Genomic DNA, 15,159 nt, shown 5'->3' with positions numbered 1-15,159 from the left:
GGAGACTGAATTTATGTCGAAAAAGAATTCGATAGAAGTAATGGGCACGGTCATCGACGCACAGCCAAACGCTATGTTCAAGGTAAAGCTAGAGAACGGCTTCGAAGTCCTCGCCCACATTTCCGGTAAGATCAGAATGAATTACATCAGAATTCTACCGGGTGACAAAGTAAAGGTAGAATTATCACCTTATGATTTAACACGTGGGAGGATCACGTGGCGTGATAAGAACTAATTAAAGGAGGAGCTAATATGAAAGTTAGAGCTTCAGTAAAGCCAATTTGCGAAAAGTGCAAGGTAATCAAGAGACATGGAAAAGTCATGGTAATCTGTGAAAATCCTAAGCATAAGCAGAGACAAGGCTAATAAAATAGGTTATAATATTATAACGTGCTGTTTTGCCGGGAACTCAGTACAGCTTTATTAAACGTAACCCCTGTCTATATCACCCCCGGGTTGGTGACGGAAGATAGGAAAGGAGGAAGAAATGGCAAGAATTGCCGGAGTTGACCTACCTAGAGATAAGAGAATCGAAATCGGTCTTACTTATATCTATGGAATCGGTCTAGTAACATCCAAGGACATCCTCGCTAAAGCAGGAGTGGATGGTGACATCAGAGTAAGAGATCTTACAGAAGAAGATGCCGGAAAGATTAGAAAGGTCATTGAGACTGAACATATCGTAGAAGGTGATCTAAGAAGAGAAGTTTCCCTCAACATCAAGAGACTGATGGAGATCGGAAGCTACAGAGGAATCAGACACAGAAGAGGTCTCCCAGTTAGAGGCCAGAAGACCAAGACAAACGCAAGAACTCGTAAGGGTCCTAAGCGTCTTGCTGGCAAGAAGAAATAAGGACAAGGAGGTAGAGAAATATGGCAGCTGTTAAGAAGACAGTTAGAAAGAAGAAAAGAGAACGTAAAAACGTTGAAAGAGGCCAGGCTCACATCCAGTCCACATTTAACAACACACTAGTTACTCTAACAGATATGGACGGAAACGCACTATCATGGTCAAGCGCTGGCTCAAATGGCTTCAGAGGTTCGAGAAAGTCGACACCTTTTGCTGCACAGAGCGCTGCTGAAGTTGCAGCAAAGGCAGCTATGGAGCATGGTCTAAAGACAGTAGAGGTATACGTAAAGGGTCCTGGATCCGGTAGAGAAGCTGCTATCAGAGCACTTCAGACTGCTGGACTCAATGTAACAATGATTAAGGACATTACGCCTATTCCTCACAATGGATGCAGGCCACCTAAGAAGAGAAGAGTCTAAGCGGAAGGAGGAGTAACAATACATGGCTAGAAATAGAGAACCGGTACTGAAGAGAGCTAAGACACTAGGCATTGAGCCACAGTACATGGGTATAAATAAAAAATCTAAGAGACAGGCTCAGCAGAGCAGAAGAAAGAAGAGCGAGTACGGCCTTCAGCTCAACGAGAAGCAGAAGGTTAAATTCGTATACGGGCTTCAGGAGAAGCAGTTCAGAAATCTATATGCTAAAGCTGAAAAGAGACCTGGACAGGTTGGTACAAACCTTCTCGTAATGCTAGAGAGCAGATTCGACAACGTTGTATTCAGAATGGGTTTTGCAGCTACAAGAAGAGAAGCTAGACAGCTCGTTAACCACGGACATTTCCTAGTTAATGGCAAAAAGGCCAACATTCCTTCAATGGAACTCAAGGCTGGAGACGTAATCACTGTAAAGGAAAAGTCTCAGTCATCTCCTAAGTTCAAAGAGCTTAAGGATATGGTTATTACAACTCCACAGTGGATCAGCATTGATCTTGACAAGCTTGAGGGTAAAATCGTTACAGCACCAATCCGTGAAGACATTGATTTACCGATCGCAGAGCACAACATTGTTGAGTTCTACTCAAGATAGTCGCTCGATTAATTAATACGCTTGCATATATTGCATTAATTAATAATCGTCAGATCAGTAGATTTATGGGAGGAATAAAATGATTGAGATAGTAAAGCCAACAATTACTAAGGAAATCGATGAAAATGGACAGTACGGAAAGTTCGTTGTAGAACCTCTCGAGAGAGGATACGGTACAACGCTCGGAAACTGCATGAGAAGAATTCTTCTCAGCTCTTTACCGGGAGCAGCTATCACTTCGGTTAAGATTGACGGTGTGCTTCATGAGTTCTCAACCATTCCAGGCGTCAAAGAAGATGTTACAGAGATTATCTTGAACCTCAAGAGACTCGCTGTAAGAATCAATGGCGACGAGGAGAAGAGAGCTATTATCAATGCTGTTGGTGCTAGAGAAGTAACAGCGGCGGATATTATCGTTGATTCCGATACAGAGATTTTCAATCCGGATTTACACATTGCAACTCTTGCAGAGAATGCAACTTTGGTAATGGAGATGAACATCGCTTCGGGAAGAGGATATGTGCCTGCAGAGCAGAATAAGACAGATTCAACTCCTATAGCAGTTATTCCGGTAGACTCAATATTCACACCTGTTAAGAAGGTTAACTTCACAGTTGAGAATACAAGAGTTGGGCAGGTGACTGATTACGATAAGCTAACGCTTGAACTTTGGACAGATGGATCTATCACCCCAGAAGAGGGTGTTTCCATCGGTGCAAAGATCATGCTGGAGCACCTCAACCTATTCATTGGACTAGGTTCTGAGGTGAACGAGATGGACTTCATGGTTGAGAAGAGCGAAGCTCGTAAGGAGAAGGCGCTTGAGATGACAATTGAAGAGCTGGAGCTCTCAGTTCGTTCGTTCAACTGCCTCAAGAGAGCTTCAATCAACACGGTTCAGGAGCTAACACAGCGTACTGAAGAAGACATGATGAAGGTTAGAAACCTCGGAATGAAGTCGCTTGTAGAAGTAAAGAATAAGCTTACAGAGCTCGGGTTGAGCCTTAAGCCTAATGACGAAAACTAACTGAAAGGAGTAGAGACTGATGAATGGTTACAAGAAGCTGGGCAGAAATTCTGCACACAGAAAATCCATGCTAAGAAACCTCGTAACCGATCTATTCAGAGAAGGTAGAATTACTACAACTCTAGATAGAGCGAAGGAAGCAGGTCGTGAAGCTGAGAAGCTAATTACTCTAGCTAAGCGTGGAGATCTTCATGCAAGAAGACAGGTTCTCGCATACGTTTTCGACGAAGATGTAGTTACAAAGCTCTTTGATGAGATCGCACCGGAGTACGCTGAGCGTAATGGTGGATACACAAGAGTTCTTAAGCTAGGACCTAGACAGGGAGATAATGCGGAGGTCGTATATCTCGAGCTCGTATAGAGCTGTCGTCTAATCGATATAATTATAATAAAGGGTTCTCCGAGAGGAGGGCTCTTTTTATATTAACGAACAAAAACTGCACAAATATAAAGGTGAAAATACCAAAATTTCTACAAGTATTGACTTAAGAGCAATTATAGATAATAATATAATTGTGAAAATTGTGTGGTATTATTGTGTTGGAATATTTACACAAGTGATTTTAGTTCAGTAGGAACGTAGTGTCATAGTGTATTTATCCGGAAAAGGTAGGTTAAAAGTGAAGAAGAAAACAGTCACATCGTTGCTATTGGTTTTCATTCTAGTTATCTCATTGATGATAACGGGGTGTTCCAAGGGATGGAGCGAGAGCAAAGAGAAAGGTTCAACAGCAGGTACCATTGCTATTGTCAATCAGGATATAGGTGTTGAGAACTCAGGCAAGACCGTAAACTATTCAGAAGAATTTATCAAAACACTTGATAAGAAGAAGTACAAGGTTGTTTCCAGCGCCTCGGCAGAGGAAGGTATCAAAAAGGGAACATATGCTGGAGCTATCTTCTTTCCATCTGACTTGTCGGCTAATATTTTAAATATTAACTATAAGAATCCACAGCCGATCAAACTAGAATATAAGATCAGCAGCAAGCTTAATAAAGCATCTCACGATGGTACATCTGACCGAGTCTTCGAGACATATAAGAAATTTAATGATAAGCTTGCATATGCGTACGTTAACGCGATACTTGATGAGGTAGAACTTGGACAGTACAACGTAAGTGCTATCTTTAATAATGATGGTAGCAACTTGGCAGCAGCAAGAAAGCTTGCAGCAGGAAACTATAATGCTGACTTCAGAATGCCTAACATGCCTGAACAGAATGTTAAATACAATAATCAGGATACACGTAGACTTGCTGAAAATGGGAAAGCATATGCTTCAGATTTAAACGCATTATATAAAGAGGCATATGCTAAAAATTACGATACAATACGTGGTGAAATATTGTCGCCAACACTGTCTAACGCTATATTTGAGAAGCTTAATCTAGTAGAGCTTGATGTTGATGCTACTGTAAACTACATTAATAATGTAAATAGATATAAAGAAGCGGTAGCTAAGTACAAAGAGGAAGTAGATAAATATCTTGCTACAGGAGCAAACCGTGCTGATTTAGATAATGCCAGAACAAAGCTGGATGAAGCAGAAAGAGTAGTTTCGGGTTCGGCTCCATCTGCGTCTGATATAGCAAATCATAAAACTGATCTATTAAATGCTGTTAACAACTATCAAGGGACTATGGGTAACTTATCATCAAAACTAAGTCCTGAAATTATGACAAAGAACAGTACTGCTGGTGTAAGCTCGTCTGGAGCAACATACGAAAAGGCAATACAGTATAGAATGGATGACTTCTTGCAGATTCTAAATAGCACAACAGAACAGCTTAACAAGATTCAGAATGAGAATGTTTCTAAGCTAACTGCTGCATATTCAGAAAATAGCAAGTTTACAATGGATACCGTAAAGGTGCTGAATGAGACTAATATTAAAAACCATGCAGCACTAGATGCATCTGTAAATGCCTTCAATAAGACTGCTGAAGCAAACAGCCTTGATACTAGAACAAGACTTAAGGCGTTTAGCGAGATACTGTCTAATGCAAAGGTTGATGGCAGAGTAAGTAGCGACGTAATAAAGTTTTTAATTCAGCCAACAATGCTGGTTGAAAAGAAATAATGTTAACTAAAAGTTAAGGAGGAAGACATGTCACAAATCAGACTAAATGCAGAGGGGCTGTCCCAGGCGGCAACTAATCTCAGAAATCAGGGCAATGAGCTCGAAGGTCTTATCGGACAGATGCAGAATGTTATTAACAGTCTGCCTGATAGCTGGGAAGGTGCAGCTGCTAACGCATATGTTGAGCAGTTTGCAGGACTAAAGCCAGGACTAGACAAGACCAGAGAACTGGTTGAGACAATCGCTAGACAGATTGACCAATCTCTGGCTGCTGCACAGGAACTCGATTCAAACATCGCAGGGCAGTTCAGATAATCATTGTTGTCCTTCGGCATCTTATGGTGCCGAAGGACTTTTTGATGTTTGGGAGGGTAATATAACCTCGTATTAGAATTAAAAGGAAGGAATAATGAGCATTACTGATAAAGTAAATGGCAGAGGTAATGTGAATCGTATCGTTTTGATTACAACGATACTTTTTCTGGTGTTCACAGCATTCTCTTCCATATATACATATGCAGATGGAACAGGTATAGCACTAGATCCTGAAAGCATAAGTGGAGAGCATGGCAAAGAGGGGAATGTTCTATCTCAATACGGATTTGCTGTCTTTACAGATGAAAGCATGGCGAGGATGAAGGATATTAAAGAAAAGAAAAAAGCGGACCAAAAGCAAATGGTTTCCAATCTTTTTGCCGTAGATTGGCAAGGAACAGGAAGCTATGATAAAGAGGTTCGAGATACTATAAATGAAGGTAAGCTATTTACGAAGGTAAACACGGGAGTAGAGAGTGATTCGAAGATAAGTCACATCGGTATAGACACAATGAAAGTTATAAATGCATTTATCGTAGGAACTATGATGTGTCTTATCTCGGTAATATTTATTAGGTGGAGAAGAAAGAAACATGAAAATATCCATAACAATAGAGCAAGGTGATACTGAAACGAGTGTAATTATAGATGATAGGAGAAGAATCGCCGATGTTATAGGCGAACTTGAGCGACAAGGGTATCTTAACGGGAACTGTAAATCGTTCATGAGATCGACCGTACAGGAGCGTGTAATTAGTACGAGAAACACTTTCAAAGAAGAAAAAGTTTTTGCAGGAGATAAGATTACGGAGATATAGTACAGACTATGAAGATAAGAAGGAAACAAAAAGCTGCGGTAGCTCCGGCTGTTAATATAGAAGCTAATAGCGTAGAGAAGAACTATGCAATAAGACATTTAAAGACGGATTATCCTGTTGGAGAAGATAGGATTAAACAACTTGCGATTAGTGGTAGAAGATTTGTTCCTTGTGAGATAATGAATGAAGATGACTACTATGTTTTCACATACGACACTAAAGGGCTAATAACGTTCGATAGAGTAAGGGGAGCGAGACTTATCGACAAATATGATTTTTTGATTAATGCAAGCGATCTTGAAGAACTTGCAGATGTATATTCATTTTCTCTAAACCCGGATAACCTAATGACAGACATAGGGTTTAGACCTTGTGTAATAGATAGGACATTTCAGATAAATGATAATAATTTTTTAGCAGAATACAAAGCTCTTGCGGGTACAATTCTAGATGAAACACATACGTACGAAGATTTTTTGAAAGGTGGAAATGACCTATTCTCCCAGACAGAGGTGCTGAGCAAAGTGCTCTCAGCAGATTCAGTAAGCAGTGTGGTAGAAGCGTTAACCGAGGCAGCTCACAAAGAGCAGAAGCATATAGATGATAACTTCGTTACTGTGAAGAAAGAAGATATGGCAAGACACAAGGTATTAATGCCTATTCTATGCACCGTTATGGTTATCGCACTTGTGCTGCTCGGGTATGAGTACTTCGTAAAGGGAAGAACTAATAAGAAGGTTCTGAGTGCGACGGAGCAGTATTTTGCAGAGGACTATGGATCAGTTGGAAAGACTCTAAAACCACTTAATGAAGGCAGGATGTCTGACTCAGCAAGATATATGGCAGCAGTTTCAGCTGTAAGGAGCAGCGGGCTTACAGCGGCGCAGAAGGACAATATATTGAAGGCCATAAATAGATATAAGACGAATAAGGACTACCTAAATTATTGGGTGATGATTGGTAGAGAAGATTATCTAGCGGCCGATGACTATGCACAGAAGTTCGGTGACAATGAACATCGCGTATTTGCGTTGGCTCAAAGACGTGCGCAAGTTAGCAAGGATTCATCTATGTCGGGCTCAAAGAAGACAGCGACGATTAATAAGCTGGACGAGGATATTAAAAAGCTCCTCGAGGCAATAAAAGAAGATAAGTATGGTCTCGCAAATGAGTCGGGAGATTCAGCTGCAGAAGCACAAGCTAGTGCAGACGCAAGTGGTTCTAATGCAGGCAGCACAAGCTCAAGTAGCAACGGCTCGAATGATGAACCGAAGCTACTTAATTAGGAGAATCAACTATAAATATATTACAGCAGGAAACAAACATGGATTACAGACTTTTATTGTTTGAAAATGATAAATATACAGAAAAGATAGTCGATGGCAAGTCGCTCGGTGAAGTCACTCCTTTTGCACGCACAATTAACGAAGCTGGCGAGATGCAGCTTGTTTTGCCGAGAGACTATGAGGCGCTATCAACACGAGGAAAGCAAGTAATCAAGATAGGTAACGATTCATCGTGTATAATTCGTCCTACAGCCGATGCACCGCATACGGTTATTTTCGAAGGAAAACTCGAATCACATGGAGATATCTTCGTTAATGGTGAAAAAACCACGAAGGCAGAGCTTATCCCTGGAGATAAGCTACTAATTGGTGTGACTGAATTTATATATCACGAGGAATGGCTTGAAATATGCGGAATATGTGGAGAAACGTATGAAACTGAGCTGATTTCGTATATTAAAAAGCCTGAGCGCTTCGAGGATTTTCCGATATATAAGCGTTCACCTAGAATTGTTAAGACGGAGCCTTACGCTAAGATTCAGATTAAGGCGCCGGATAAAAAGGAGAGACAGAAGCGAGGCGAACTCGTTAAGCGCATACTTCCTAGCTGCGTGATGATAATAGCTACGATTCTCGTGAGTGTGTTCATGAGGCGTGGAATGTTTATGCTTGTTATGGTTGCGGCAACAGGAGCAACCATGATAATAACTATCGTTACGTATTTCGATGATAAGAAAGCTAAGGCTGCGGAGAACAAGGAGCGCACCGAAGCTTATGAGGTGTATTTACTCAACAAAAGGAAAGAGCTCTACGATAGGACTGAAGAATTTAAGGAATCGAAGAGATATCACAACCTTACGCTTGAGAAGATTGAAGATGAGGTAGAGCACTATTCGAACAGAATATATGAGAGGAATTTCAATGATGACGACTTCCTTACAGTATCTCTTGGAACAGCACCGGGCTCGCCGAACTTCAAAATTGAATGCGATGATGAAGGATATGGCAGAGCGGGAGATAAGTTATATAACGAGATGCTCGCCATCTATAACAACTTCAAAGACATTCAGGATATTCCATATGTTGTTGATCTCAAGAAGTCGCACCTTGGAATAGTTGGGAGACCCGACTACTGTAGAGCTAGGCTTAGAGATATCGTAACACAGACGTCATTTTTCCAGAGCTACCACGATGTCTGCATCGTTCCTGTTGTAGGTGAGGCAAACAAGGCAGAGTATGATTGGATGCATTGGCTTCCTCATACGGAGATTAGGAGTATAAATGTTTCCGGGGTAATCACAGGGGAAAATCAGAGAGATCAGGTGCTCGGTCACATCACAAGAGAGCTCAAGGCGAGAAGTATGACACGTGATGAGTCGAAGAAGGAAACTAGATTTACACCACACTATGTATTCCTCATTGATGAGTCCAAGCTGATTATAAATCACAGCATCATGGAGCATCTCAAGGAGGAGGGATCCGAGCTTGGATTTAGCCTAATTTATATAACGCAGACAGAGAAAAATCTTCCTGAGAACGTCAAGACGATACTCGAAGTAGAGGCGAAGAATGAAGGCAGAATTCTCATGGATGAAGGGCTTCTGGTTAGCAAGAAGCTTGCTTTTGACATGGCAAATATCGATTACGAGACATTTGCAAGACGACTTAAGCCGCTCATTCACAACAAAGGCGTTACTACACAGATTCCAGAGAATATCTCGTTCCTCGAGCTATACGGGGTAAAGTCGCCGAGCGACATAGACGTACGAGAACTATGGGAGAGCAACGCGACTCATAGGTCGCTATCAGTGCCGCTTGGTGTACGTGGTAAAGGGGATATCGTAACTCTCGATCTCCATGAGAAGGCGCATGGACCGCACGGACTTGTCGCAGGTACGACGGGCTCCGGAAAGTCGGAGATATTGCAGTCGTATATACTGTCTTTGGCATGCAACTTCCATCCGCATGATGTGGGGTTCCTGCTCATAGACTACAAAGGCGGAGGAATGGCGAACCTATTCAAGAACCTGCCACATCTCCTCGGTACGATTACGAACCTTGACGGTGCTGAGAGCATGAGAGCGCTCGCATCTATCAAGAGCGAGCTCAAGAGGCGTCAGGATGTATTTAATAGAAACGGCGTAAATAACATCAACAAATATTCGGAGAAATTCAGAACGGGTCAGGCGACAGAGCCGATGCCACACCTATTTATAATCTCCGACGAGTTTGCCGAACTCAAGAAAGAGCAGCCGGAGTTCATGGCTGAGCTTGTGTCGACGGCGAGAGTCGGCCGAAGCCTTGGTGTACATCTCATACTCGCGACGCAGAAACCTACAGGTATAGTAGACGACCAGATATGGAGTAACTCCAGATTTAAGCTGTGCCTCAAGGTGCAAAACGAAGCGGATAGCCGCGAGCTTCTACACAGCGGTGATGCAGCTAATATCACAAATCCAGGACGTGCGTATTTGCAGGTAGGAAACAACGAGATATTTGAGCTCTTCCAATCTGCATATAGCGGAGGTGCATACAGCGTTGAGAAAGAGCAGAGCGAAGCCGACGAAAGGATTTTCGTGCTCAATGAGCTCGGTCAGGGCAGGCTAATCAATGAAGATCTGAGCCTCGGCGAATCGAACGACATAACCAAGATTACGCAGCTCGATGCAGTTGTAGACCATATCATGGATATATACGAAGCAGAACCATGCACAGAAGTGAAGAAGCCATGGCTGCCACCGCTAGCTGCGGAGATAATAAACCCTAATATTACTAATATCAAAGTGAGTGAACTACCTGATACCTCGTTTGATGTCGGCATTATTGACATGCCTGATAAGCAGAAGCAGGAAGTCTATACCCATGACTTCTCGAAGTCCGGAAACATGGCGATATTCGGCACATCCAAGGTTGGAAAGTCTACAGCAGCAACTAATGCGATTCTATCGCTCGCAGCTAAGAATTCGCCAAATACACTTAACATGTACATCGTGGACTTCGGTAACACGGCACTTTTCGGCCTTAAGGATTTGCCACAGGTTGCCGACTATATCTCCTTTGACGATACGGAGAAGTTCAGGAAGTTAAGGAATATTCTTTCAGATGAGATATCTGCGAGAAAGAAAAAGTTCGCCCGCTATAATGTTACAACCCTAGAGATGTACAATGCTTCCGGCAGTGAAATCATGCCGGCGATTGTCGTAGTTATCGATAATTATGATGTCATCAAGGAAATCGATTACGATCTGGAGAACTACTTCACCCAGCTGACAAGAGATGGAGTCGGAGTTGGAATCTACACACTTGTGACGGCAACAAGGGCAAATGCTATGAAGTATGCGGTACTAAATAACTTCGGTGCTAGAATCTGCAACTTCATGTCCGACCAGAGTGAGATTGTGTCGCTTATCGGACGCAGCGAATACAAGCTGTCAGATATCAAGGGGCGCGCTCTAGTGAGTAAGGATAATGTGTATCTGATGCAGGAGTTTTTGCCATTTGATTGCATACATAAATCAGATTCAATTATCGCGTTGCAACATATTGTAGATAGCATTAAGAGTGCAAATATAGGTGCAGCAGCAGAGAAGATTTCCGTCTTGCCAGATGAAGTCAACTTTAATGATATTATATTAGACAAGGTAGACGGTGATAACCGAATCGCAATAGGTCTAGATAGTGAGAAAGTGGCACCTTACTATATTGACTATAAATCTCAAGTTAGGCTAATTATGGGACCTGTTCAGTCAGGAAAAACCAATGCTCTTAAAGTAATTTTACCGCAGCTAGATTCTGGTAAGATTCTGTTATTCGATTCAAGAACAAGGGATCTGGATGATTACGAGAAGTACAAGCATGTAATATATGCTGAGCCAACAAGCGGTATTGAAGAATTCATCAGTAATTTTGATGAACTCGTTCAAATGAGAGAGATGGCATACAGCACATATGATGGAAACCTCAAGATGAAAGAATTCTACGCATCATTAGAGCCTATATCGCTTGTAGTAGAGGATGTGGATACTTTTGTTGAAACGCTTGGAAGTAAAGTAACTGAATTCAACTCAATTTTAAGTAGAGGTCTTGCAACTCAGATTCATGTTTATGCAACGGCAATGTCAAATAAGCTAAAAGGCTTTGATGCTGTTTCTAAAACATTGAGAGATAACGCACAAAGCGGCATTGTCTTTGGGGATCCACAGTTGCAGCAGATATTTGCTATTAGAAAAAATGAACTTGGTAAAGAGCGTGGTATGTCATATGTATACGAAAATGGAATTATAGCAATGGTTAAAATTCCACATATGCAAAGGAGTTAACACTTGATTATATAGGGAGAAGTATATGAGCGGTAAAGAAATATTAATAAATAGTAACCTGATGAAAGGCATGGAGACGGATGTAGCTTCATCATCAATAGGAATCAAAGGAGTAACTGCAAGGGACTATGAAACAACAATAGCCGGAAACGCAAATAGCATAGAATGTTACGAGGCTTGTAACAACGCAGTAACAGCTATGAACAATGCATTGAACAGAGATGCTAAAAAAATTGCAAAGGCGCATAATGGCTTTAAGGATTTTGATAATAAAGTTGCCAAATGCTTTGGAAAGAAATAACTATAAAATAATTGCTTAAAACAATTATAAAGGGTGAAAGTGATGTATAACAAAACAAATAAGCAAAATGACCAGCTTGAAAAGATGGAGGTTTTCTATAAAGAAATGGAAAACAATCAATTTGAAGATGATTTTGAAAGAAGAAGGGACATTGCAGGAGTAGAAGGTCAAATTGATTATTGGGAATCAGATAAGACATTAAGAAGTGTTCTTAGTGAGCAGCAGGAACTACTCGCTGCTGAAAAGCAAGGCCAGGAGGAGCTTCTAAATTCAATGTGTGTAGAATTAAAGCGACTTCGAAAAATATGCAAAGAAAAAGAAGGAGAAAGAATTTAATGGGTAGAATTGTTAATCCAACGCTAATGCGTATGGGCATGAATGCAATAAAAAAGAATGTAGATTCATATGGTTCTAGTTATCGCAAGGCTAAATCGACACTTGCTAGATATTCAAATGAAGCAATATCAGCAAAGGGAGAAGCCGTAGATGCTATGATAAATCAAGTGTTGTGCTATGAATCAGTTATGGATATGTTTATCGTAGTTGCTGAAAATATGGCAAAAGACTGTGATGAAATGTCGATAAGAGTTGGCAATGAATACCTCAATGAAGACAGCATTCTTGCAATGCTTGATGTGCAAAAGAAGATAAGGCAGAGATGCTCCGAACGAATTGATGACTATAGACATAAGCAAACTCAATTTGCGATGGCACCCCCACTTGCGGAACATTGCAGGATGCAGGTAAATTTAAATGCTGCAGCAAAGGAGCGAGCAGATATAGCTATTACTGCTTTGAATAACAAGATAAAGAAGATTGATGAGATTGAAAGTAATACGAACAATCTATTTATAGAATCGAAATCAGCACTCACAGAGCTGAATAAGTGCATTTCAGAACTTGAGAAATCAGGAAAAGGTGGATTCACATATGACACAATGCCGGCATGGGCAGTGGCAATGAACAATGACCTACTAGACAAGTATACGAAGAGTATGCTATCTAAGGGCAGGCTAAATGAGGACTTCGTAAAGAAGTTTTCTAACCTGACCATAGCAGAGATGACGCCAGTCGAGAAAGCTGTATATAATAAATATACCGACTTCTTGCTTTTCGATGCAAATCCTGAGGATATGAATAAAGTTGTAAAGCATTACTATAAACGCACAATTGATGGTGTTCTAAAGAGAAAAAAGAGTGCTGGGGAGCTTGCTTCACGTCTTAATCTTAGAATGAATAAACACTGCATGACCTCACCAAAAGATGTTGACTCTAGAATGCTTGAAAGGTGCACCATACTCAGCGTGGCTCTTACTAGATCTGATGCATATAAGATAGGGGAAATCACATTGAAAGATGGACACTATCATTATACGTATACAAAATATCGATATTCTGACTCAAATAATGCGTCACCAATAACAAGTCATGAGGAGTATACAACTGATGAAGTTTCAAGTACACCTACGCTTGGTGCAGATAATCTATCTAAGCATAAAGTTGAGTATTTAAAGAAACTGCTTAGGAAGGATCTTAAGGAAGAGCTTATTAAGACGACACTAGATGTCGGCTATGGTCTTGCGGCACCAGAAGTTAAAGTAGGTGAGAAAGTGGCGATGGGTGTGCTCAAAACTTGTCTGAAATATGGCGAGTCATCAGGAAGTGCTGAAGAGTTTGGAATAAACTCTGGAGGAACATCTACTGTGTCAAATAGCTTCAAATTTAGAACATCTATGGCAATTCCTAAAACAAAGGAAGGAGAGCTAATATATAATCTATATCCAACAAACGAAACAGCGGATAGAGTTAATTTTTATAACGAAGTCTTTAAGCACTATGGTAAAGAACCTATAAAGTTGGATAAAGCGCTCAATTATCCTGAATATGCGAATGATAAGCTTGACAGGCTTAATGATGAACTTGATAAAAAACCATACATGTATAATAAAGTTTCAATGAAAAGCATAGATGATATAAATAATGTATTTTGAAAGGATAAACAGCTAATGAAATTAGCTAATGGGAGAAGATGAGATGAGAAAAAAACAAAATAAAGTAAAAATTCTGATATTCATATGTACCATGATGTTGTTGCTATGTGGCTGCAATCTATTCGTTACAGATAAAGATAAGTTCTATATGGATAAAAATCTAGACTACAGTCTATCGAGGATAGATATAGATAAATCAGGGAAAGATATCATAATACCTGCAAAGGTTGGTGATACAACCGTATGGCGAATATATCTTGCAGACCCATACTATTCCAAAATTGATTCGCTAGATGTTAGTAAGGTAAAAGGGCTAGAATCATTTTATATAAAGTTGTTTGGTGGAGGTAGTACATCAAAGCTAAAAGAACTTGATTTTAGTATGAATAATAAATTGAGAAGTGTTCATCTCAGTGATACGGAATCACTAGATAAGGTAGTTCTCAATAAGAATTGCGAAAGTATCAGTTTATATAATACAGCAGTTAAAAAAATAGACTTGAGATTATTGAAAAATGCGAAATACATAACATATGTTAATGGCCCTCTTGAAGAACTAGATATTTCAAATAATCAAAATATTGAGGAGATATGGATTAAAAATACGAATATTAAGGTTTTGGACGTGTCAAAGAATCCAAAACTAAGGATAATAACTGTCGATGAAGGTACACAAATAATTGGACCAACAAATGCACAGATAGAGTATAACAAAAGGACTGAGTAGTCTATGAACACGATAGTCTTTTGAGTGTACAATTTTGCTTTCATGTTTGTATTGACTAAAGTAATCATTCTGATATATGACAGGCAGTATCTTTGAAAACAGAAGATGAAAGGATATAGGCATAGTTGCAGGTAGCACGCTAACTATGCCTATATTTGTAGTGTGCCGGGCATGGCACAGTTCTTACTGGTGAGAGTCCAGTCACGGGTATTTACCGCCAAGTGTAGCGAACCGCAAGCGGAAAGCAGTAATGCTCAAGTGAAGGAAGCGGTGTAGCAAAGCCATCGAGCCTACGAACAGAAACCGGATACAAGGCTAAACGGTGGGTGAGGTTGCTACACAAACCGAAGCCCAAAAGGTAAACGTATCACCGAGACAGTAAATCCGGAGGTTGTGTGGCGAAAGAACTATGTCT

At 40.6% G+C, this 15,159-nt stretch carries 17 protein-coding genes; all 17 read left to right on the top strand.

All coding sequences use genetic code 11. The annotated features are described in order from the left end of the window. Positions 1–13 precede the first annotated feature (13 nt). The 17 genes from infA to AXF17_RS00655 all read left to right on the top strand — a co-directional run bounded on the left by infA (position 14) and on the right by AXF17_RS00655 (position 14,744). A complete protein-coding gene (gene infA / locus AXF17_RS00735) occupies positions 14–235 on the top strand; it encodes a translation initiation factor IF-1 (RefSeq protein WP_009644424.1) in 222 nt (73 codons plus the stop codon). 17 nt (positions 236–252) lie between these two features. After that, on the top strand, positions 253–366 hold the full coding sequence (gene rpmJ / locus AXF17_RS00730; protein ID WP_009644389.1) for a 50S ribosomal protein L36: 114 nt from the start codon (positions 253–255) through the stop codon (positions 364–366). Between the two features lie 121 nt (positions 367–487). Next, positions 488–853, top strand: coding sequence for a 30S ribosomal protein S13 (rpsM, locus tag AXF17_RS00725; protein ID WP_094233358.1), 366 nt, complete (start codon positions 488–490; stop codon positions 851–853). 20 nt (positions 854–873) lie between these two features. Continuing rightward, positions 874–1,269, top strand: coding sequence for a 30S ribosomal protein S11 (rpsK, locus tag AXF17_RS00720; RefSeq protein ID WP_009644391.1), 396 nt, complete (start codon positions 874–876; stop codon positions 1,267–1,269). A 22-nt stretch (positions 1,270–1,291) separates the two neighbouring features. After that, complete coding sequence (gene rpsD, locus AXF17_RS00715; RefSeq protein WP_094233357.1) at positions 1,292–1,879, top strand: 30S ribosomal protein S4; 588 nt, start codon at positions 1,292–1,294, stop codon at positions 1,877–1,879. A 79-nt stretch (positions 1,880–1,958) separates the two neighbouring features. After that, entirely contained in the window at positions 1,959–2,906 is a 948-nt protein-coding gene (locus AXF17_RS00710; protein WP_094233356.1) for a DNA-directed RNA polymerase subunit alpha, read from the top strand. A gap of 19 nt (positions 2,907–2,925) precedes the next feature. After that, positions 2,926–3,267 (top strand): 50S ribosomal protein L17, encoded by a 342-nt coding sequence (gene rplQ / locus AXF17_RS00705; protein ID WP_094233355.1) that lies wholly within the window; start codon positions 2,926–2,928, stop codon positions 3,265–3,267. A 259-nt stretch (positions 3,268–3,526) separates the two neighbouring features. After that, the gene (locus AXF17_RS00700) at positions 3,527–4,987 is read left to right on the top strand and encodes a YhgE/Pip domain-containing protein (protein ID WP_094233354.1); all 1,461 of its coding nucleotides are present in this window, start codon (positions 3,527–3,529) and stop codon (positions 4,985–4,987) included. 27 nt (positions 4,988–5,014) lie between these two features. Next, entirely contained in the window at positions 5,015–5,302 is a 288-nt protein-coding gene (locus AXF17_RS00695) for a WXG100 family type VII secretion target (protein ID WP_094233353.1), read from the top strand. 94 nt (positions 5,303–5,396) lie between these two features. Further along, positions 5,397–5,927 (top strand): hypothetical protein, encoded by a 531-nt coding sequence (locus tag AXF17_RS00690; protein ID WP_094233352.1) that lies wholly within the window; start codon positions 5,397–5,399, stop codon positions 5,925–5,927. Then, positions 5,896–6,120: a hypothetical protein gene (locus AXF17_RS00685; protein ID WP_094233351.1), complete on the top strand. Its 225-nt coding sequence runs from the start codon at positions 5,896–5,898 to the stop codon at positions 6,118–6,120. The genes AXF17_RS00690 and AXF17_RS00685 overlap by 32 nt, the downstream gene beginning before the upstream one ends. Before the next feature lie 8 nt (positions 6,121–6,128). Continuing rightward, positions 6,129–7,406 carry a type VII secretion protein EssB/YukC gene (locus AXF17_RS00680; RefSeq protein WP_094233350.1) on the top strand — a complete coding sequence of 426 codons (1,278 nt, stop codon included), beginning with the start codon at positions 6,129–6,131 and terminating at the stop codon, positions 7,404–7,406. A 38-nt stretch (positions 7,407–7,444) separates the two neighbouring features. After that, the gene (gene essC, locus AXF17_RS00675) at positions 7,445–11,725 is read left to right on the top strand and encodes a type VII secretion protein EssC (protein WP_094233349.1); all 4,281 of its coding nucleotides are present in this window, start codon (positions 7,445–7,447) and stop codon (positions 11,723–11,725) included. Positions 11,726–11,750: 25 nt separating this feature from the next. Continuing rightward, positions 11,751–12,026, top strand: coding sequence for a TIGR04197 family type VII secretion effector (locus tag AXF17_RS00670; protein WP_094233348.1), 276 nt, complete (start codon positions 11,751–11,753; stop codon positions 12,024–12,026). A gap of 42 nt (positions 12,027–12,068) precedes the next feature. Beyond that, complete coding sequence (locus AXF17_RS00665; protein ID WP_094233347.1) at positions 12,069–12,362, top strand: hypothetical protein; 294 nt, start codon at positions 12,069–12,071, stop codon at positions 12,360–12,362. After that, positions 12,362–14,017: a hypothetical protein gene (locus tag AXF17_RS00660; RefSeq protein ID WP_094233346.1), complete on the top strand. Its 1,656-nt coding sequence runs from the start codon at positions 12,362–12,364 to the stop codon at positions 14,015–14,017. The genes AXF17_RS00665 and AXF17_RS00660 overlap by 1 nt, the downstream gene beginning before the upstream one ends. Before the next feature lie 28 nt (positions 14,018–14,045). Beyond that, positions 14,046–14,744, top strand: a complete 699-nt coding sequence (locus tag AXF17_RS00655; protein ID WP_157682508.1) for a hypothetical protein — start codon at positions 14,046–14,048, stop codon at positions 14,742–14,744. Positions 14,745–15,159 lie beyond the last annotated feature (415 nt).

The sequence above is a fragment of the Mogibacterium pumilum genome, from assembly GCF_002243385.1.
Classification (GTDB): Bacteria; Bacillota; Clostridia; order Peptostreptococcales; family Anaerovoracaceae; genus Mogibacterium; species Mogibacterium pumilum.
Note: the sequence above shows the minus strand (reverse complement) of the source record. Positions and strands in the feature narration are given on the sequence as shown.

Excerpts from the sequence above, each read along its gene's own strand:
- AXF17_RS00690 (WP_094233352.1), top strand. The coding sequence starts at position 5,397 with ATGAGCATTACTGATAAAGTAAATGGCAGAGGTAATGTGAATCGTATC.
- rpsK (WP_009644391.1), top strand. The coding sequence starts at position 874 with ATGGCAGCTGTTAAGAAGACAGTTAGAAAGAAGAAAAGAGAACGTAAA.
- AXF17_RS00710 (WP_094233356.1), top strand. The coding sequence starts at position 1,959 with ATGATTGAGATAGTAAAGCCAACAATTACTAAGGAAATCGATGAAAAT.
- AXF17_RS00665 (WP_094233347.1), top strand. The coding sequence starts at position 12,069 with ATGTATAACAAAACAAATAAGCAAAATGACCAGCTTGAAAAGATGGAG.
- rpsD (WP_094233357.1), top strand. The coding sequence starts at position 1,292 with ATGGCTAGAAATAGAGAACCGGTACTGAAGAGAGCTAAGACACTAGGC.
- AXF17_RS00670 (WP_094233348.1), top strand. The coding sequence starts at position 11,751 with ATGAGCGGTAAAGAAATATTAATAAATAGTAACCTGATGAAAGGCATG.
- AXF17_RS00660 (WP_094233346.1), top strand. The coding sequence starts at position 12,362 with ATGGGTAGAATTGTTAATCCAACGCTAATGCGTATGGGCATGAATGCA.
- rpmJ (WP_009644389.1), top strand. The coding sequence starts at position 253 with ATGAAAGTTAGAGCTTCAGTAAAGCCAATTTGCGAAAAGTGCAAGGTA.
- essC (WP_094233349.1), top strand. The coding sequence starts at position 7,445 with ATGGATTACAGACTTTTATTGTTTGAAAATGATAAATATACAGAAAAG.
- AXF17_RS00680 (WP_094233350.1), top strand. The coding sequence starts at position 6,129 with ATGAAGATAAGAAGGAAACAAAAAGCTGCGGTAGCTCCGGCTGTTAAT.
- AXF17_RS00685 (WP_094233351.1), top strand. The coding sequence starts at position 5,896 with ATGAAAATATCCATAACAATAGAGCAAGGTGATACTGAAACGAGTGTA.
- infA (WP_009644424.1), top strand. The coding sequence starts at position 14 with ATGTCGAAAAAGAATTCGATAGAAGTAATGGGCACGGTCATCGACGCA.
- AXF17_RS00695 (WP_094233353.1), top strand. The coding sequence starts at position 5,015 with ATGTCACAAATCAGACTAAATGCAGAGGGGCTGTCCCAGGCGGCAACT.
- AXF17_RS00655 (WP_157682508.1), top strand. The coding sequence starts at position 14,046 with ATGGGAGAAGATGAGATGAGAAAAAAACAAAATAAAGTAAAAATTCTG.
- rpsM (WP_094233358.1), top strand. The coding sequence starts at position 488 with ATGGCAAGAATTGCCGGAGTTGACCTACCTAGAGATAAGAGAATCGAA.
- rplQ (WP_094233355.1), top strand. The coding sequence starts at position 2,926 with ATGAATGGTTACAAGAAGCTGGGCAGAAATTCTGCACACAGAAAATCC.